The following is an 18,766-nucleotide window of genomic DNA, read 5'->3' on the forward strand; positions in this document are numbered from 1 at the left end:
CAATAAATTAAAATCATCAACTTAGCTAAATTTCCAACAATTTATAGACTTCGGCCCTTGTAATTTTTAAATTACCCATCACTATAAAAAACATGGCAACACCGTTGTCACTCATTAGGAGTGCCCATGTCTGAAATTATTATGAATGAACAAACCTTAGAGCCTCAGGTTCCAAGTGTATTACCGCTTTTAGCGCTACGTGACGTGGTGGTTTATCCGCACATGCAAATTGCGCTATTTGTAGGTCGTGAAAAATCGATCAATGCAGTTGATGTGGCTCGTAACAGTGACAATCTAGTATTTGTAGTTGCGCAAAAAGATTCGCTTACAGAAGAAATTGATCACGACAATTTATATCAATACGGTACTGTCGCGAAGATTGTGCAAGTTGTGAATCACGAAAATGATGAGAACTGCATCAAAGTCCTGATTGAAGGTCTACATCGCTCGAAGCTGGTCGAAATTATCGAAGAAGAGGACCATCTAAAAGCAGAACATCAGTTAAGCCCAATGACAGTTGCGGTAGACAGTGAGGTTCAGGCCACACGTGTGCTCGAATTGCGTGCCCTGTTTGCACAATATGCCGAAGCAAAATTACGGAATGCGCGTGAACTGATTGCTGCGGTCAACAAAATTGATGACCTGCTGCAATTGCTGTTTTTTGTGGCGACCCGCGTTCCACTGAATATCGAAGTGAAACAGAAATTCCTGGAACACGACGAGTTTGAAGCACATTTACAGGAACTCATGACCTATTTGCTGCAACAGTCTGAAGAACAGCAGATTGAGCAAACCCTGCATGATTCTGTCAAACGCCAGATGGAAAAAAACCAGCGCGAATACTTCCTAAATGAAAAAATGAAAGTCATTCAGCGCGAACTTTCCGATATGAATGGCGGTGCGGAAGATGACGTTGCGGAAATTGAAAAACGTTTGGCCGAAGCCGATTTACCGGAACACGTGCGTAAAAAAGCCGAATCTGAACTGCGCAAGTTAAAAGCCATGCAACCGGCATCAAGTGAAGCGGCGGTGGTCCGTAACTATCTTGAAGTAATTCTGGATACGCCGTGGAACAAGGCCAGCAAAGTCAGCATCAACCTGAATAAAGCGCAGGAAATTCTGGATGCCGATCACTATGGTCTGGACGAAGTCAAAGAACGCATTGTGGAATATCTGGCGGTTCAATCACGCGTGAAAAAACTGCGTGGCCCGATTCTGTGTCTGGTAGGTCCTCCGGGTGTTGGTAAAACCTCTTTGGGTGAATCAATTGCTAAAGCCACTGGCCGTGAATTTGTACGTATGGCGCTGGGCGGCGTACGTGATGAAGCGGAAATCCGTGGTCACCGTCGTACCTATATTGGCGCGATGCCAGGTAAAATTGTGCAGTCTTTAACCAAGGTTGGCGTCAAGAACCCGCTGTTCCTGCTCGACGAAATTGACAAGATGGCACAAGATTACCGTGGCGATCCTGCCTCGGCGATGCTGGAAGTACTCGATCCATCACAGAACAACAAGTTCAATGATCACTATTTAGATCTGGACCTGGACCTGTCTGAAGTGATGTTTATCTGTACTGCCAACAGCATGAATATTCCTGAAGCGCTTCTGGACCGTATGGAAGTGATTCGTCTTCCGGGTTATACCGAAGAAGAAAAAGTGAATATCGCCGATCGCTATCTGGTGCCAAAAGCCATCAAGAATAACGGTTTACGTGGCAAAGAACTGACCGTACATGAAGAAGCAATTCGTGACATCGTACGTCGTTATACCCGTGAAGCCGGTGTACGTAGCCTGGAACGTGAAGTGTCCAAAATTGCACGTAAAGTGGTCAAAGAAGCAGTCAGCAAAAAAGCCAAAAACCTGCAGGTTGAGGTGAATGCGGGCAACTTGCCAGACTACTTGGGTCCACACAAATTCGACTTCGGCATGGCGGAAGAAGAAGCAGAAGTGGGTCGCGTGAATGGCTTGGCCTGGACCTCTGTGGGCGGTGAATTACTGACCATTGAAGTGGCGACCATGAAAGGCAAAGGTACTTTCATTACCACCGGTTCACTCGGTGATGTCATGCAGGAGTCGATTAAAGCAGCCATGACAGTAGTGCGTACCCGTGCCGACTCTTTGGGCATTGAATCTTCAGTCTTTGCTGAAACTGATGTACACGTGCATTTACCTGAAGGTGCAACACCAAAAGATGGTCCATCGGCAGGTCTGGCGCTGACTACCGCGCTGGTGTCGGCCTTTACCGGTATTCCAATCCGTCCGGATATTGCCATGACCGGTGAAACCAGCTTGCGTGGTCGTGCTATGCGCATTGGTGGCTTGAAAGAGAAACTGTTAGCCGCACACCGTGGTGGTATTAAACTGGTGTTTATTCCACAGGAAAACGTCCGTGACCTGGCGGAAATTCCGGATAACGTCAAAGACGGTCTGGAAATTAAAGCAGTGAAATCCATTGATGAGATTTTACCGCTGGCATTAACCTCAATGCCAAAACCACTGGTGAAAGCGCCGATTGTAAAACCGGTAGAAGAAGGTAAGGCTGCACGTCACTAAGTGGTGCCTTCATATCTTCTCCACAAAAGAGAGCTTCGGCTCTCTTTTGTTGTTTTCGGGTGATGAAATGTTCCACTTGAAAAATTTCCGTTCATCTCCATCTATAATAATACAGAGCATATTGCTGTAAGTTTCTTTTTTTATTCCTGCTCATCGTATGGCCATTCAAACTCCAGATGAATGGCCTGTTTGACCGCAGTCCTACTCTATTTCAGGGCTGCGTTTTTTATGGCCGCTTATGGCGTTGCCCCGAGCAGTTGATGAATCAGCCCATCAATCACCTGGCCCATTTTGGTGACATTTAAAGTATCCAGCGTATCCTTTTCGGTATGATAATTCGGATTACGATAATGCGAAGTATCGGTAATCAGTAGCGCCGGAATATCATGCTGCCAATAACTGCGATGATCCGAGAAACCGGCTGCACTGACAAACGCCGGCATCACCAGCCGTTCACACTGCAATTTATCTAACAGGCGCATCTGTTGACAGTATTGCTCACCCAGCGCATTGGACTGAAAATTACTGATCGCGGCAATATAATTGCCATGACTTGGATAAATCCATTTTAACCCCATCGGATACTGCTGGATTAAACGCGAATCATAGTAGCCAATCATTTCCAGCACATAGACTGCCTGAATATGCTCTTTTTCGGCCAAAATAGATTTGGCATGTACCTGACTGCCCATAAACTCGGTCTGATAATACGGTGCTTCTTGCAGGGTATAAAAAACAAACTCGACATTATGCGGCAGCTTGGTTTTTTCCTGGCTTAAAATACGCGCTATTTCAATTAATCCGGCCACACCGGAAGCATTGTCATCAGCGCCCTTCTGGTTGCCATGCACATCATAATGCGCACCTAAAATCACCCGATCTGAACGGCCAACCTTTAAATGACAGACCACATTGCGATAACTTTTTCCATTCACCGGATAAGTCTGGTACTGGCATGGAATGCCGAATAAACGCATCTGCTCTTTAATCCAGGCCGAAACCCGGTTCAATTCTTCAATATTTTTATGATTACGGTACACGCCCGGCGGCCCGATAATCTGCTGCAAATAGACTTTCAAGTTTTGTGGATCGGCCGGTTCATATAATGAAATGGCGGCGGATAGCGGCTGCATCCAGCCCAGCAGCAAAGTACAACCCAATATCCCTAAACCGTTTTTAATCTGTTGAAATAACCACATTTATTATTGTTCCATACAAAAGCAGGTTTTATTGTCCTGTGGCTCATTAAAGCAACAGCAGCATACAGATTACAATTTCAAATTGTGTCTTTTCTCCTGCACAAGCGGCTTTCAAGGTTATAATTACTTTTCGTTTTCTTGCCTGTTTTATTATGAAAATCCGTATTCTGACCATTGGTCAAAAAATGCCGGCTTGGGTACTGACTGGTTTTGAAGATTATTTCAAACGTATACAGCCTTTTGTACAAACCCAGATTATTGAATTGCCGATGGCCAAACGCGGCAAAAATGATTCAGAAGCCGATATTTTAAAATACCGGCAGATTGAAGGTGACAGCATCTTAAATGCCCTGAAAGCCAATGAAACCCTGATTGCACTAGAAGTGGGTGGGCGTGAATTCAGCACCGAAAAACTGGCTGAAACCATGAAAGGCTGGATGCTGGAAGGCAATGATATTGCCTTGGCGATTGGCGGCCCGGATGGTCATTCGGAAGCAGTACGTAAAGCTGCAGCATGGCACTGGTCCTTATCCAAACTGACCCTTCCGCATCCACTGGTGCGAGTGATGCTGATTGAACAGCTGTACCGGGCCATGAGCATTAACCATAATCATCCTTATCATCGGGCGGGTTAAGAAAACCCTACCCATTGTTTCGTATTTAGAACATTCTGTTGAACCCGACCCGGTTTAATAAAGCATGTCGCTTTGACATGATAGGATCAGAATCGTGACATAGGCTTTCATTATGAATTTACAGACCCTTCCCGGCTTATTTATATCGCATGGTTCGCCTATGCTCGCGCTCAACCCTGAACAGGTCGGGCCGGCGCTTGCCCGTTTAAGCACCAACCTGCCCAAACCGCAGGCGATTGTGGTGATGTCGGCGCATTGGGAAAGTCGCAGTCTTGAAGTCAACACCGGTATTCGTCCAGAAACCTGGCATGATTTCCGCGGCTTCCCGGAAGAGCTGTACCAGATTCGCTATCCGGCACCGGGACAACCTGAGCTGGCCGAAGAAGTATTACAGCTACTGGCCAATGCCGGTTTTAATGCGCATGCCAACAGCACCCGCCCGCGCGATCATGGGGTATGGATGCCTTTGCTGCATATGTATCCTGAAGCCGACATTCCGGTAATTGAAGTGTCGTTGCCGATGCATCTGCAAGCTGCAGATCTGTACAAAATTGGCCAGACCTTGGCGGTGTTACGAGAACGCCAAATTCTGCTGATTGGTTCAGGTAGTATTACCCACAATTTAAGAGAGCTATCTTGGGACAACCAGCACAGCGTGGTGCCGGAATGGGCTTCGACCTTCCGTAATTATGTGGTCAGCAAACTGGCACATCAGGACTATGATGCGGTACTGGACTGGCCGACTATTCCTTATGTGCATCGCAACCATCCAACCATCGAACATCTGGCCCCCCTGTTTTTTAGCATGGGCACCGGGCATCGTTTTAGTATTGTGCATAGCAGCTTTACCATGGGCGCACTGGGTATGGATATTTACCGCTTTGACTAAAATCTAGCGCGACCAAACATAATTTTTTCTTATTTATTAACAAAAAATTATTTATGGATACATTTTGCAACCGGAAAAGGGCAAATGTATCCATTTTTTAAATAGCAAATCGGTTATATTCTGATGAATTTCCGATAAGTGCTTTATTTATAAAATGAAACTCAAATATTTAGCCATTTTACTTTTCCCTTTAAGCTTGGCCGCTTGCCAGAGTAGTGATCTGCAACGTGCGGGAGATCTTGCAGTGTCTGTATTACAACAACAAAATACCGATAAGATTGTCAGCGCTTACCAATGGTCTTTAGATACCGGTGCAGCCAAACCCTTGACCCTGAATTTTAATGACAATCGCCGTTTAAGTATTGGCACCAGCTGTAACCAGATGGGTGGTAACTGGCAGATTAACAACAACCAGTTACAGGTGGGTATGTTAATCAGTACCGAAATGGCCTGTGAAGCCAGCGCCATGCAGCAGGAACGTTTTGCTGCTGCCCTGTTCCAAAAACCTGTCAGCGTGCAGCTGGACATGAAAGATACACAGCAACCGAGCTTGATCTTGACCGCTGCAGATGGCCAGCAACATACTTTTCAGGGCAAAATGACGCCGGAAACCAAATACCAGTCGGCCGGTGAAACCATCTTCCTGGAAATTTCCCCGGAAACCAAAGCCTGTACCGGCGTTGCTCCACAAACCTGCTTGCAGGTACGCGAAGTCAAATACAATGAACAGGGTCTGAAAACCCAAGTTGATCAGGACTGGACTTTATTCTATGACCAAATTGAAGGCTTTCAGCACAATCCGAATGAACGCCAGATTATTCGGGTCAAGCGTTATGAACTGAAAAACCCGGCGGCTGATCAATCCAAATATGCCTATGTACACGATATGACGGTTGAAACTGGCCGGATCAATTAACAGCAGATCTTAAAAAATAACCCATAAAAAAAACCGAGGTCAGTGCCTCGGTTTTTTCAGCTTATACACAGTTAAAACTTAGTATACGCCTTGAGCCAGCATTGCATCAGCAACTTTTACGAAGCCTGCAATGTTTGCGCCGTCTACGTAGTTAACAGTACCATCTTCCTGAGTACCGTATTTCACGCAGTTACGGTGAATTTCTTTCATGATTGCGTGTAAACGCTCATCTACTTCTTCAAACGTCCAGCCCAAACGTAATGCGTTTTGAGACATTTCCAGACCAGAAGTCGCTACACCACCAGCATTTGATGCTTTACCTGGTGCATACAGAATTTTCGCCTCAACGAATTTCTCAACTGCGTCTAAAGTAGACGGCATGTTGGCACCTTCAGCCACACAGATTGCACCGTTAGCCAGTAATACCTCAGCATCTTCACCGTTTAACTCGTTTTGAGTTGCACATGGCAGCGCGATGTCACACTTGATACCCCAAGGACGTTTGCCTTCCAAGTATTCAAAACCGTGTTTAGACGCAAATTCAGAGATACGGCCACGTTTGATGTTTTTCAGATCCATCACTTCTTTCAGCAATTCGTCCGTGAAACCATCTTTTACATACACAGTACCGTTAGAGTCAGACAGTGAAACCACTTTCGCGCCCAGGAACATGGCTTTTTCAGCAGCGTATTGCGCGACGTTACCTGAACCAGAGATTGCTACGACTTTGTCTTTGAAGCTGTCGCCACGAGTTTTCAGCATTTCCTCAGCGAAATAAACTGTACCGTAACCTGTTGCTTCTGGACGTGCCAAAGAACCACCAAATGTTAAGCCTTTGCCCGTGAACACACATGAAGTGTCATTGCTCAGCTTTTTCATCATACCGGCCATATAGCCAACTTCACGGCCACCTACACCAATATCACCCGCCGGGATATCTGTGTCTGAACCTAAATGACGATAAAGCTCGATCATTAACGCCTGGCAGAAACGCATGATTTCGCCTTCAGATTTACCTTTAGGGTCAAAGTCTGAACCGCCTTTACCGCCGCCCATTGGCAAAGTAGTTAAGGCATTTTTGAAAGTCTGTTCAAAACCTAAGAATTTCAGGATAGACAAGTTCACTGACGGGTGAAAACGCATACCACCTTTGTATGGACCAATTGCCGAGTTGTATTGAACACGGAACGCACGGTTCACATGAGTTTGACCCTGATCATCTACCCAGGAAACGCGGAACTGGATCGCACGTTCTGGCTCGACTAAACGCTCTAACAGACCATGTGCAGCGTATTGAGGATTCTTTTCAATGAATGGCCACAGGCTGGTCATCACCTCTTCTACTGCTTGTAGAAACTCTGGTTGATAGGCATCACGTGTTTTAACGTAATCTAGGAAATCGTTAAGGCTGTTATATTTCAACGCTTAATCCTCAGCAGAATGTTGGATCAAAATTGGGCAAAATTTCAATCAATGATTTATTTTGGCGCAAAATATTAAATATCTTTTGTTAACAATCTACAATAGTTTTTTTCAAAAAACTTTATTTAATCCATATTTTCAATAAATTAGATTGATCAAAATTGAAAAATTATTCCATTTTTTGTAAGCAAATATGTATTTAAAATTGACCATTTTGCCCAAAAATAAAGCAGATTATGGTCCAACTTTGTACACAAGCTTAATGCTTGAAAACATGCTAGAATCTGCGGCTCAGGTTTATTGTTCGCTTTCTCTGCGCCCTTCGCAGCCGTGGTTTTTACATGAATTCGCAAATTGCTCTCATCCAGAATATTGATGCCCTGCTTCCTCAAACCCAATGCGGTTTATGTGGACATCGGGATGGATGTTTACCCTATGCAAAGTCAATTGCCGAAGGTGAAGCCGCCAATAAATGTGTACCGGGCGGTCAACCGGTTGCCGATGCGCTGGCCAAACTGCTGGGCAGAGAACGCTTAACCGCCGAAGCCAGTGTCTGGCCCATTCAGTCCGATGGCCGTCCGCAGCGTATGAAAGCGGTGATTCGTGAAGATGAATGTATTGGCTGTACCAAATGTATTAATGCCTGCCCGGTCGATGCCATTTTAGGTTCCGGCAAACTGATGCACAGCATTCTGACCGACCTGTGTACCGGCTGTGAACTGTGTATTCCACCCTGCCCGGTGGACTGTATTGATCTGGTTGAAGATGTCAAACCCGTACCCACAGACGCGGAACGGATGAGCGAGCAGAAGGATTTACGCCAGCGCTATTATGCGCACATTCAGCGTGAAGAGCTGCGCCGCCTGCACCGTAAAGGGCCCGTGGTGCGTGCTGAAATTGATACCGCGCTGTTCGCCCAGTTCTCGCAGCAGACCGATGCCGTACCGGAAATCCAGATGGTTGAAAAAGCCGATCATCCGGCTGTCACCCACGATGCCAAAACCACCATCGAGCTGGCCAAGCTCAGAACCCAGATCAAAAAATTAGAAAAACAGCTGAGTGTGCGTGAAGATGCCAACAAGCGCGCGCAACTGGCGCAGCTTCAGCAACAATTACAGCACTTACAGGGAGAGGCCTAATTCATGAGCAGCGCAGTCAAACCGGTAAAAAACTTGACCCGAAAGCAGGTCTATACCTTTTTTGAGCGCTTGCGTGAACAGCGTCCGCATCCAACCACCGAACTGAATTTCTCCTCACCGTTTGAATTGCTGGTGGCAGTGACCTTATCGGCGCAGGCCACCGACGTCAGCGTGAACAAAGCCACAGATAAGTTATTTCCAGTAGCGAATACTCCGGAAGCGATTTATGCACTGGGGGTTGATGGGCTAAAGGACTATATCAAGACCATTGGCCTATATAATTCCAAAGCGGAAAATGTGATTAAGGCCTGTAAAATCCTGATTGAAAAGCATAACAGCCAGGTACCGGAAAATCGGGCCGATCTGGAAGCCTTGCCGGGTGTGGGGCGTAAAACAGCCAATGTGGTGCTGAACACAGCGTTTGGTCAACCGACCATGGCAGTTGATACCCATATTTTCCGTGTCGGCAACCGGACCGGTTTAGCCGTGGGTAAAAATGTGCTGGAAGTGGAACACCGTCTGGTGAAAGTGATTCCGAAAGAATTTATCGTTGATGCGCACCACTGGCTGATTCTGCATGGCCGCTATTGTTGCATTGCTCGCAAGCCTAAATGTCATGAATGTGTAGTGGCCGATGTCTGTAACTGGCCAGACCGGTTTGAGTTTGGAGCTGCGCGCCAGATTGCAGTCAAAAATATTGAAGCTGAATCCTGAATTCAGCTTTTTTTATACTTGAAGATGACCTGCGCTGCATATTCGAGGTAGATCATTCAATAATGCTGACCTAAGCTGGGCGACCAAAAGCCGCTTAGTCTTGTGCGTCTTTATCTTGCGCTTTTTTCTGCTGCTCTAATTGCGCCTGCAATTTAGGATGCAATTGACGTTGCTGTGGCTGGTTGGCATTTTCAGCACGTTCTTCCTGACGCACTTTCAGCAGCATTTTATAGCTGATATAAAACAGACCCACCAACATGACCAGGAACAGCACCATTAAAATTAACACACCAATTTTCACCGAGGCAGTTTCCTTATACGCACGCAAATAAAAAAGGAGCCCTACTATGACCGAGGACTCCCTTAAAGTCAAAACAATCAGCGGATGATTATTTTGCCTGATCTAAAATTGCAAACAGATCCGCTTGTACGTCTTCAATTGGACGCAGACCGTTAAGTTTGTCATACGTCGGTGCATTTTCACCTGTCGCTGCGCGGCCTTGGTAGAAACCAACCAGTTGCTCAGTTTCAGTGTGGTAAGACGCTAAACGCTTACGAATGGTTTCTTCCTGGTCATCTGGACGTTGTACCAGATCTTCACCCGTTTCATCATCTTTACCTTCCACTTTTGGCGGATTGTAAACGATGTGATAAACACGACCAGAAGCCGGGTGCTGACGGCGACCAGACAGACGCTGTACGATTTCTTCGTCCGGTACATCAATTTCAATCACGTGATCAATGTTGATGCCTTCTTTTTCCAGCGCTTCCGCTTGTGGAATGGTACGCGGGAAACCATCAAAAATGCATCCATTGGCACAATCAGGTTGAGCAATACGCTCTTTCACTAAACCGATGATCAATTCATCTGAAACCAGACCACCGCTTTCCATTACGTTTTTAGCCTGTAGACCTAATTCAGTACCTTCACGAATCGCAGCACGGAGCATATCACCGGTTGAAATTTGTGGGATATTGTAGCGCTTACAGATCAACTGAGCTTGTGTACCTTTACCTGCTCCAGGTGGTCCGAGTAAGATAATGCGCATAAAAAAACATCCTCATTTTTAACAATGTACATGACACTTTGTTCATGACGAACTCAGGTTCGACATGCTGTCCAGCATCCAATTATAAGAAAGCGACAAACAAATGTATTAAACCAGCAATAAAACCGGTTACCCCTCCCAATACAATCAAGATCCATTCATCTTCCTGAAAGGCAGGACGCAATAAATTTTGAAACTCTCTTGGTGTAAGTTCAAGAATACGTTCTCTAAACATTTGATAGATTTTCTGTGCACGGCTCGCATTAAAGGCTGGGTCGCATACAGGCACCATCGTAATTTCAATTGAGCGATCGATCAAGTCTGTCTTGAGTTTTGCGTATTCTTTTGGCCCTAAAGACAATTGTAAAGAGGTTCTGACCAGTGGGGTTTCCATAATTTCATTAATATGGCGTTTAACAATCCGACGGGTCTTGTCTTTTTTACTGCCATACATCATTTCGGTCATAATGGATTTTAAAGTAATTAAATCTTCGGTGACCACACTGGCAAATACATCAGACACCTCTTCCTGGCGCTTCATAAAGGCACCCTGAACATTATAGGTGCCAATGCGCGGAATAACAGGTTTAATCCACGGAAATTTGCGACTCTGTGTTCGCGTAAAAAATTGCGGATACTTCACATAATGCGGTTCAATCGGGTTGAACACCATCCAGATCGCAATCCAGTTGGTTAAAAAGCCCCAGATGGCGGCCCAGAATGGTACGGTCCAGTGCCACGGCACAATAAACCAGACAATCATCTGGAATATACCAAAGAACATCCCGATTAACGCACTGATATGCCAGATAAAGTTAATTTCTTTCTGGCCCACTTTCAGGAACATGCGCACCATTAAACGGCGGTCACCTTCCATCTGGCGTACCACCATTTCGCGCATATCCACCAGTGACTCGACATTCAAAGTCAGTTCAGTGACCAGTTCACGCAGCACCGCAGGCAACTGTTTATGTGCCTGGGCATAAATCCGGCGCTTAATTGAATAGGGCAGGTTTTCCCACAGCACAGCATTGCGGTCGATCATCACCTCATCAATTAAATGCTCCAGCTCAAAACCGACCTGCTCGCCAATAATCCGTGCCATATCTTCCGGGTCCATGGCATCCAGAAATTCGCGCAATGAGCCCAGTTTAGACAAGGTATTGTCGGTAATAATGCCTGAAATACGCCCGGCCTTTCTCGGCACAATCCCCTGCCAGCCCACCGGCAATGGCCCCAAATGAAAGCCCCAGAAATTAATGGGATAGAACACCATTTTCAGTGCCATCCACACGTGGGCCCAGGTCACAAAAGCGGTGACAGGGATAATGCTGAGCACAGCCCAAAAATCCGGGCGATTCAAAAAGGTTTGCCACAACTGATTGATGTACTCAAGCATGCATATTTTCCATATTTATTTCTAATTACCGGATTCTAAAAGCATTTAACTCGCTATTCTGGCTATAAACCCACACTTAAAGTATAGGAAAATTGTAGTTTTGGCTCGGTTTCTGCAATCACCCGACCGGCCCGATCTTCCAGTTTTTCACCTGCACCAATCCCCACACTAAAGGTACTGATCCGTTCACGGCTCAGCAAGACATAAGCAAGATCTACACCAGCGCCCAGACGTGCTTTCTCTTTCTGGTCGACCACTTTGGATTCAAGATGACCCGCATAAGCTCCGATATAATAACCATTTTTATCTTTACCGGTGAAATGATATGGCAAGCGAAAGCCAATTTGTCCACCCGGTTCATGATCCCCATTTAAAAATGCCCCGGCTTTGGCATAGGCAATGCCGTAGGGATTGACCCATTCTGCATTTAAATGAAGTAATTTTTGTGTAATTCCTGCCCCGATATTCCAGGTTTTTGTATCTTCCCCGGTCAATTTTGCCTGTGGGAAAAAAGAAGATTGTTCGGCATAGGCCACATTGCACAGTGCAATACATGCCACTAAGGAATATACTTTTTTCATTATTTTCACCAAGTTCCTTAATTCTAATTGTAAAACAATCCTGTTTTATTTTTTTGACTGTAGCAGATTTACCCGGATTCTTATATACAGCAGCCGATCTTTTTATTGTCGCAAAAGTCAAAAACCTAAATCACATTATTTGTGTCGAATCGGTCATGCAGGCATACGCAAAGCGCTGTGTTATCGGCTAGAATAACAGCCCTATTCTCATCTCCTTGATCTGTTTAAGCCGATTGCATATGAAACAGCACTTTCCTTTAAAAAACGTTCAGCAAGAAAAGCGCATTTTTCGCAATCGGGTATTCATCTCTATCGGGCTGGTCAGTTTCTTTTTACTGCTGCTGGTTGTACGTTATGCCTATCTGCAAATCAGTAGCTTTGATGAGTTTGCCACCGCATCTGACAAAAACCGGATTCGCCTGCAACCCTTAGCGCCCGCACGCGGTTATATCTATGACCGTAATGGGGTGTTGCTGGCCGATAACTATCCGGTCTTTACCGCGACCTTAAGCCGGGCCGATGTCGAAGATATTGATGCCACCATCGAACGGCTGACCCCGATTCTGGAACTGACTGAAGAAGATATTGAACGCTTCCAGAGCCGGATTAAAACCGCGCGTAAAACTGAACGGGTCTCCATTAAACTGAATCTGAACGAAACCGATATTGCCCGTTTCAGTGAAGTAAAATTCCAGTTTCCCGGGGTGAATATTGAAACCCAGATGACCCGTTACTATCCACATGGTGAGCTGTTTGCGCATGTGATTGGTTATGTGGGCCGGATCAATGACAAAGAGCTGAAAGAGATTGATAAAGATGCCTACGCCGGCACCAACCTGATTGGTAAAATTGGCGTAGAAAAATCATATGAGCATTTACTGCACGGCGTACCGGGTAATGAATCGGTCGAGGCCGATGCACACGGTAATGTACTGCGTCATTTGGGCCGTAAAGATCCGGTTCGCGGTAATGATCTATACCTGTCCTTAGATTATGGCCTGCAAGTGGTGGCCTCTGAACAGCTGGCTGGCCGCCGTGGTGCGATTGTCGCGCTTGATCCACGTACCGGGGAAATTCTGGCGCTGGTGTCGAGCCCCAGCTTTAACCCGAACCTCTTTGTCACCGGCATCAGCCATACCAATTATGCTGCCCTGCGCGACAATATTGACCAGCCGCTGTATAACCGCGCCGTGCAAGGGGTCTATCCACCCGGCTCGACCATTAAGCCGATGTTTGGTTTAGGCGGAATTCATTATGGTCTAGTCGACTGGAGTACTGCGATTCAGGATTATGGCTATTTCACCTTACCGGGCGATAGCCACCGTTTCCGTGACCATAAAAAGTCGGGGCATGGCATTGTCAATATGCACACCGCTCAGGTGGTGTCCTGTGATACCTATTTCTATGTACTATCCTACCGGATGGGCATTGAAAAGATGAATGACTGGATGCGCCAGTTTGGTTTTAGTGAGCGCACTGGTGTCGATTTACCAAGTGAAAGCACCGGCCTATATCCAAGTCCGGAATGGAAGATGCGTACCCGCAATGCCAAATGGATGCGCGGTGAGACCATTTCGGTCAGTATTGGTCAGGGCGCCTTTACCGCGACGCCATTACAACTGGCCATGGCCACTGCCATTACCGCCAACCAGGGCTTTAAAGTCACGCCACACGTGCTGCGTGAAAGCCGCGGTGCGCGTCCATTTAAGGTGCATAATGGTACCAATGGCCGCATTGAATTTAACGGGACCGACGAAGACTGGATTAAAATGCGCGATGCCATGGTGGATGTCATTCAATCAGGCACCGGTAAAGGCATTAAAGGCGGCCTGCAATATTCAATTGCCGGAAAAACCGGGACCGCGCAGGTCAAAAGTATTGCGCAGGGCAAACGCTATAATGAAGCGCTGCTCACCGACCGTCAGCTTGACCACGGTTTATTTGTCGGCTTCGCTCCGGCAGAAAAACCTGAAATTGCCATTGCGGTGATTCTGGAAAATGGCCGTGGTGGGAGTGCTGCCACTGCCCTGGCCCGTCCAATTCTGGATTACTGGCTACTCAACAAAGACAAGAATCCGATTCGCCCATCTGCGGCCCAAATTAGTGGTGGCCTGATGACCGCCGGTTTAAAGCCAAGTGAACTGCCAAGTGCCGAAGGTGCTCGTAGCACCACCACTCCGGCTCAGGATACTGCTGCATCTGCGCCAGCAACACCGGCCGCTGCCCCATCTGCCACAATAGAGAGTGACTAAACCATGAAAAACCAGCTACGAATTATTGGTGGAGACTGGAAACGTCGCCAGTTGGCCTTTGCCAGTATTGACGGTTTACGCCCGACGCCGGACCGGGTGCGTGAAACCCTGTTTAACTGGCTGATGTGGGATGTGCAAAATGCCAAAGTGCTGGACCTGTGTGCCGGCTCGGGGGCGCTTTCCTTTGAAGCGCTATCACGTGGTGCTGCACAGGTCACCATGATTGAACCGGACCGCACTCAAGCCCAGTTCCTGACCCAGAACCTAGAACTGTTAAAAGTCACCAAAGCCCGCGCCCAGTTAAAAATCAGTACTGCACAGCAGGCGCTGGCCAGCCTGAAAGACAGCTATGATCTGGTGTTTCTTGATCCGCCTTATAACCTGGATTTATGGGAACAGCTGGCACAATTGGCTGATCCATTAATTCAGGATAAAGGCTTGATTTATGTCGAGGCCGACCGTGATCTAAACCAGCTAAAACTGCCGGCCTCCTGGCAGCAAATCAAGGAAACCAAAGCCGGTACAGTCCGCGCCGGACTGTATCAGAAATCACTTTAACGTTTGATTGAACGGTTATAAAAAAAGGATTCCAGATGGAATCCTTTTTGATTTATACGCTCGGTCGTAATGGACGCTGCACCCCAGAAGCCGGCGGCAAAGCCGTGACGGGTTTGGCCTTAGCTGGATTACTCGCCTGTGGTTTTTTCGCTGGCGGCTTGTTGGCCACCGGACGATTTGGCTTTACCGGTTTGCTTTGTGCAGGTTTACTCTGTGTCGGTTTATGTGCAGGACGGTTGGCCTGACCCGGTTTTTGCCCATGCGGACGTTGAGCATGCGGTCGATTCACTGGCTTAACCGATGGACGCTGCTGAATATACACCGGACGGCGTTCATGTTCCCAACGCGACACGGTATATGGATAGCTTGAATAGCCTCGATCATATCCGGTATAGACGCTATGTCGTGGACCATTCTCATACGGCGTGACCACACACCCGGTAAGTGCCACCGCCACCAGCGACACAAAAGCCAGCTTTTTCATGCAATTTATCCCCTGTTCAGATGGCTGCATTTTCAGCAATCAGCATGAATTTACTGGCAATTTTTTGTTGCGCTCCTGTATGTACAAGTTCACATTTCATGCATATCTTGGCTATTTTTCTGGTGGATAAAAGAAAAGACTGGCCGAGTTTCTGCCGAGTTAAGGTTTTATCTGCCCTGCCTGATCTACTATTTGCAAGTGGAGATCAAAATTGGTTCAGAAAGATGAGCTTTTGACTCGATATTCAAGCAGTGCAAATGTTAAATGCTCACAAGAAAAAAGACAGCCATAGCCATCTTTTTAGAATCAGGGAAAAATAGAGATATTGCTTAGGCTATTTAGTTTTTAAACAGGCCCTGTTTTTCAATAAACTCAATAATCTGCTCCAAACCATCTTTGGTTTTCATATTGGAAAATAAAAATGGTTTATCACCACGCATGCGCTTGGCATCCTGATCCATTACTTCCAGACTGGCGCCGACCATCGGGGCTAAATCGGTTTTGTTAATAATCAGCAAATCAGATTTGGTAATGCCCGGCCCACCTTTACGTGGAATTTTTTCACCACCGGCCACATCAATCACATATAAAGTCAGATCGGATAATTCCGGACTAAAGGTTGCTGCCAAGTTATCGCCACCACTTTCAATAATGATCAATTCCAAGCCATCGAACTTTTCACACAAGTCGTCAATCGCTGCCAGGTTAATCGAAGCATCTTCACGGATGGCCGTGTGCGGACAGCCACCGGTTTCCACACCGACAATCCGGTCTGGGCTCATGGCTTCGTTGCGGGTAAGGAAGTTGGAATCTTCCTTGGTATAAATGTCATTGGTGACCACCGCCATGTTATAGCGCTGGCGCAAGGCCTGACATAAATTGAGAGTAAGTGCAGTTTTACCTGAACCGACTGGACCACCGATGCCGACACGTAATGGAGAACGTTCTGTCATGTTGATTTTCCTTTTCTTGTCCCTCTCCTCTTAGGAGATAAGCAGTCATACTGCGCTAAGGTGAGGTGATTTCCCTCTCCCAAAGGGAGAGAGAATATTGATTAAATTTTTGAGCCCTCTCAATCTCCCTTTAAAAAGGAAGACTTTAAGAACGAAATAAGCGTGAATACTGAGTTTCATGCGCCATACTCAGCATGGCGTAATTGGGTAAGGCGCTACTGAGCTGCTCATCTTCCAGCGTTAAGGCTTTTTCGATGGCTGCCGGAACCTGCTCATGTAAATACCATAAAATCCGTTGCCCACTCATCTGCCCCAGCGGGACAGTTTTCACCGCCGCCAGCACCTGATTTTCCAGCACAGTAAAGGTATAAGCGGTTAATACATCTGCGTCATTGAGACCCAACTGGCCGCAGAGCTGGGCATAAACCGGCACAAAACCTAGCTGTTTTTTCACCGTCACCGGCATTTTCAGCACATCTTTAATCCATGCATTAAGAGAAAATGCCAGCTGCTGTGATTCTGCTAAAAGTTCACGGCTTTCCCGACTGGCACGATAAATCTGCGCCCAATGATCAAACTGTGTGTCATCATCATAAAATTGCATCAGCCGTTTTAAGACCGGTAGTTCAAAACGTACCAGTAGCATCTCCAAGACTTCTTCAAAGTAGGCGATGCTACTGCTTTCATCTTGAATCAGGCCCTGATCAATCGCACTTTCTACCCCTTGCGAATAGCAATACGCTCCGACCGGTAACGCTGTCGAGGACAGGGTTAGCAGTTTGAGCAGTTGCGCTGCATTAGTGATGGGCATGCGCGTGAATCGCTTTGATCGGGCTTAAACGATGATCATGACTGTGCTGTGCGTATGCCCCGCTTTCTGGTTCAAATGGATGCTCGACTTCACTCACAGTCAGACCCAGTCCAATGACCATTTCAGCCAGCACATGATCTGGTTCAAAATACAGTGCAGTTGGCGTGAGCATCAGCGGTACATGGCGGTTGCCGAGGTGATACGCCGCTTTCAATAAATCAAAATCGGTTTGGGCGACCACTTGCATCAGGTGTTCAGGTTTTGCATCGACCCGGAGTACATCCCCTTGTTCAGTGGCAATAAATGAGCCGCTACGCAAAATGCCGGTACGCGGCAGGTCTGCACCAATATCGGCGCCTGATTTTAATGTTGCACGAAATCGGCTCTTTTGGCGGGTGTCAAAACTGAGTTCGACGGTTTCAAAAGTGCTTCCCTCTGAAATGTGTTCTATTCGTTGAGTGTAGATGTTCATGCTGTTCCTTTTGTCACGAAGATGTTTTGCTTTGGCTTATGTTTTTCAATTTCAAAGCAAAACATCTGTAAATTTACGCATCAAAAGTAAGCATTTTTTATGCCAATTATGAGTTTTATTGGTGCGTTTACTTCCTAAATTCACTCACTAATTTAGCAAGTTGTTCCATACCATCAAATGTGGTTGGGATTTTGTCATCTGATGATACAAGGGGTGAAAAGATAATATTTTCAAATTTCTCAAAGCCTGCTGCATTTTTCTTATGTAGTTTTTCTGAATCTTCAGCATAGTTATGAATAAACTGACAAAGTGTCATTAGTAGTTCAAGCTGCATCATTTGAGATTGTACAGAACGGACGTGCTGTAAACTCACTCTTACAAAATACAGAATAATCAGCATAAATGTTGAAACAGGGAACATTACATATAACAGGTACTTTAGAATATCCTCACCTTTTATTAGAAATCCCAAAAAAGAAAATATGATCAGAGTCAATGGAGTAATGGCCTGTAGTGGTCAACAAATATTGGACACAGTTTTAAGTTTTTGTTCAGCCTCATAAGGGCTGACCCCTTGATTAAAATGATGTGGTCGGATGCGGTTGTAGTACTACATTAAATAAAAACCAATGTCTGCTTTGGCTTCTTGAATGGAATGGTAACCAAGTTTTGGGATCCATTCCGTTTTAAGACTTCTAAAGAGTCTCTCTGTAGGTGCATTATCCCAACAATTCCCTCTG

Annotated in this window: 19 protein-coding genes and 1 pseudogene; 8 read left to right on the plus strand and 12 right to left on the minus strand. The window is 46.2% G+C overall.

Going from position 1 to position 18,766, the window contains the following annotated elements:
- Positions 1-126 precede the first annotated feature (126 nt).
- Complete coding sequence (gene lon, locus FTU54_RS11340; protein ID WP_016659256.1) at positions 127-2,553, plus strand: endopeptidase La; 2,427 nt, start codon at positions 127-129, stop codon at positions 2,551-2,553.
- A gap of 236 nt (positions 2,554-2,789) precedes the next feature.
- Here the strand turns inward: lon and FTU54_RS11345 are convergent, their stop codons facing one another.
- Positions 2,790-3,752, minus strand: coding sequence for a M28 family peptidase (locus FTU54_RS11345; protein WP_005179272.1), 963 nt, complete (start codon positions 3,750-3,752; stop codon positions 2,790-2,792).
- Between the two features lie 152 nt (positions 3,753-3,904).
- Between FTU54_RS11345 and rlmH the strand changes: the two genes are divergently transcribed.
- From rlmH to FTU54_RS11360, 3 genes are all read left to right on the plus strand, one after another.
- The gene (rlmH, locus tag FTU54_RS11350; RefSeq protein WP_005179274.1) at positions 3,905-4,387 is read left to right on the plus strand and encodes a 23S rRNA (pseudouridine(1915)-N(3))-methyltransferase RlmH; all 483 of its coding nucleotides are present in this window, start codon (positions 3,905-3,907) and stop codon (positions 4,385-4,387) included.
- A gap of 112 nt (positions 4,388-4,499) precedes the next feature.
- Positions 4,500-5,276, plus strand: a complete 777-nt coding sequence (locus tag FTU54_RS11355) for a dioxygenase (protein WP_005179275.1) — start codon at positions 4,500-4,502, stop codon at positions 5,274-5,276.
- A gap of 154 nt (positions 5,277-5,430) precedes the next feature.
- Positions 5,431-6,192 carry an META and DUF4377 domain-containing protein gene (locus FTU54_RS11360; RefSeq protein ID WP_180074768.1) on the plus strand — a complete coding sequence of 254 codons (762 nt, stop codon included), beginning with the start codon at positions 5,431-5,433 and terminating at the stop codon, positions 6,190-6,192.
- A gap of 78 nt (positions 6,193-6,270) precedes the next feature.
- Here the strand turns inward: FTU54_RS11360 and gdhA are convergent, their stop codons facing one another.
- Positions 6,271-7,614 (minus strand): NADP-specific glutamate dehydrogenase, encoded by a 1,344-nt coding sequence (gdhA, locus tag FTU54_RS11365; protein WP_016659259.1) that lies wholly within the window; start codon positions 7,612-7,614, stop codon positions 6,271-6,273.
- 341 nt (positions 7,615-7,955) lie between these two features.
- Here gdhA and FTU54_RS11370 point away from each other — a divergent pair, with 341 nt between their 5' ends.
- Both FTU54_RS11370 and nth read left to right on the plus strand, forming a co-directional pair.
- A complete protein-coding gene (locus tag FTU54_RS11370; RefSeq protein ID WP_104470011.1) occupies positions 7,956-8,753 on the plus strand; it encodes an RnfABCDGE type electron transport complex subunit B in 798 nt (265 codons plus the stop codon).
- Between the two features lie 3 nt (positions 8,754-8,756).
- Positions 8,757-9,467: an endonuclease III gene (gene nth, locus FTU54_RS11375; RefSeq protein ID WP_045796358.1), complete on the plus strand. Its 711-nt coding sequence runs from the start codon at positions 8,757-8,759 to the stop codon at positions 9,465-9,467.
- 94 nt (positions 9,468-9,561) lie between these two features.
- Here the strand turns inward: nth and FTU54_RS11380 are convergent, their stop codons facing one another.
- The 4 genes from FTU54_RS11380 to FTU54_RS11395 all read right to left on the minus strand — a co-directional run bounded on the left by FTU54_RS11380 (position 9,562) and on the right by FTU54_RS11395 (position 12,496).
- The gene (locus FTU54_RS11380) at positions 9,562-9,768 is read right to left on the minus strand and encodes a hypothetical protein (protein WP_180074771.1); all 207 of its coding nucleotides are present in this window, start codon (positions 9,766-9,768) and stop codon (positions 9,562-9,564) included.
- 88 nt (positions 9,769-9,856) lie between these two features.
- Positions 9,857-10,516: an adenylate kinase gene (gene adk, locus FTU54_RS11385; protein ID WP_005179287.1), complete on the minus strand. Its 660-nt coding sequence runs from the start codon at positions 10,514-10,516 to the stop codon at positions 9,857-9,859.
- Positions 10,517-10,598: 82 nt separating this feature from the next.
- A complete protein-coding gene (locus FTU54_RS11390; RefSeq protein ID WP_005179289.1) occupies positions 10,599-11,915 on the minus strand; it encodes a hypothetical protein in 1,317 nt (438 codons plus the stop codon).
- Positions 11,916-11,977: 62 nt separating this feature from the next.
- Complete coding sequence (locus FTU54_RS11395; RefSeq protein WP_163141525.1) at positions 11,978-12,496, minus strand: hypothetical protein; 519 nt, start codon at positions 12,494-12,496, stop codon at positions 11,978-11,980.
- A gap of 239 nt (positions 12,497-12,735) precedes the next feature.
- On the opposite strand from FTU54_RS11395, the gene mrdA reads away from it, so the two are divergent.
- Both mrdA and rsmD read left to right on the plus strand, forming a co-directional pair.
- Positions 12,736-14,748 (plus strand): penicillin-binding protein 2, encoded by a 2,013-nt coding sequence (gene mrdA, locus FTU54_RS11400; RefSeq protein WP_104470010.1) that lies wholly within the window; start codon positions 12,736-12,738, stop codon positions 14,746-14,748.
- Positions 14,749-14,751: 3 nt separating this feature from the next.
- Positions 14,752-15,306 (plus strand): 16S rRNA (guanine(966)-N(2))-methyltransferase RsmD, encoded by a 555-nt coding sequence (gene rsmD / locus FTU54_RS11405; RefSeq protein ID WP_160241127.1) that lies wholly within the window; start codon positions 14,752-14,754, stop codon positions 15,304-15,306.
- Between the two features lie 52 nt (positions 15,307-15,358).
- On the opposite strand, the gene FTU54_RS11410 is transcribed toward rsmD, so the two are convergent.
- The 6 genes and pseudogenes from FTU54_RS11410 to FTU54_RS15310 form a co-directional block, all read right to left on the minus strand.
- On the minus strand, positions 15,359-15,790 hold the full coding sequence (locus FTU54_RS11410) for a hypothetical protein (protein WP_180074769.1): 432 nt from the start codon (positions 15,788-15,790) through the stop codon (positions 15,359-15,361).
- A 338-nt stretch (positions 15,791-16,128) separates the two neighbouring features.
- Positions 16,129-16,743: an urease accessory protein UreG gene (gene ureG / locus FTU54_RS11415; protein ID WP_005179298.1), complete on the minus strand. Its 615-nt coding sequence runs from the start codon at positions 16,741-16,743 to the stop codon at positions 16,129-16,131.
- A 145-nt stretch (positions 16,744-16,888) separates the two neighbouring features.
- The gene (locus tag FTU54_RS11420) at positions 16,889-17,554 is read right to left on the minus strand and encodes an urease accessory protein UreF (RefSeq protein ID WP_005179301.1); all 666 of its coding nucleotides are present in this window, start codon (positions 17,552-17,554) and stop codon (positions 16,889-16,891) included.
- Positions 17,541-18,026, minus strand: coding sequence for an urease accessory protein UreE (gene ureE / locus FTU54_RS11425; protein WP_104487343.1), 486 nt, complete (start codon positions 18,024-18,026; stop codon positions 17,541-17,543). The genes FTU54_RS11420 and ureE overlap by 14 nt, the downstream gene beginning before the upstream one ends.
- A gap of 127 nt (positions 18,027-18,153) precedes the next feature.
- On the minus strand, positions 18,154-18,342 hold the full coding sequence (locus FTU54_RS11430) for a hypothetical protein (RefSeq protein ID WP_228152207.1): 189 nt from the start codon (positions 18,340-18,342) through the stop codon (positions 18,154-18,156).
- A gap of 201 nt (positions 18,343-18,543) precedes the next feature.
- Positions 18,544-18,766, minus strand: a pseudogene (locus FTU54_RS15310) (integrase core domain-containing protein); the annotation flags it as partial.

It is taken from the genome of Acinetobacter sp. YH12116, from assembly GCF_013418895.1.
Classification (GTDB): domain Bacteria; phylum Pseudomonadota; class Gammaproteobacteria; order Pseudomonadales; family Moraxellaceae; genus Acinetobacter; species Acinetobacter indicus.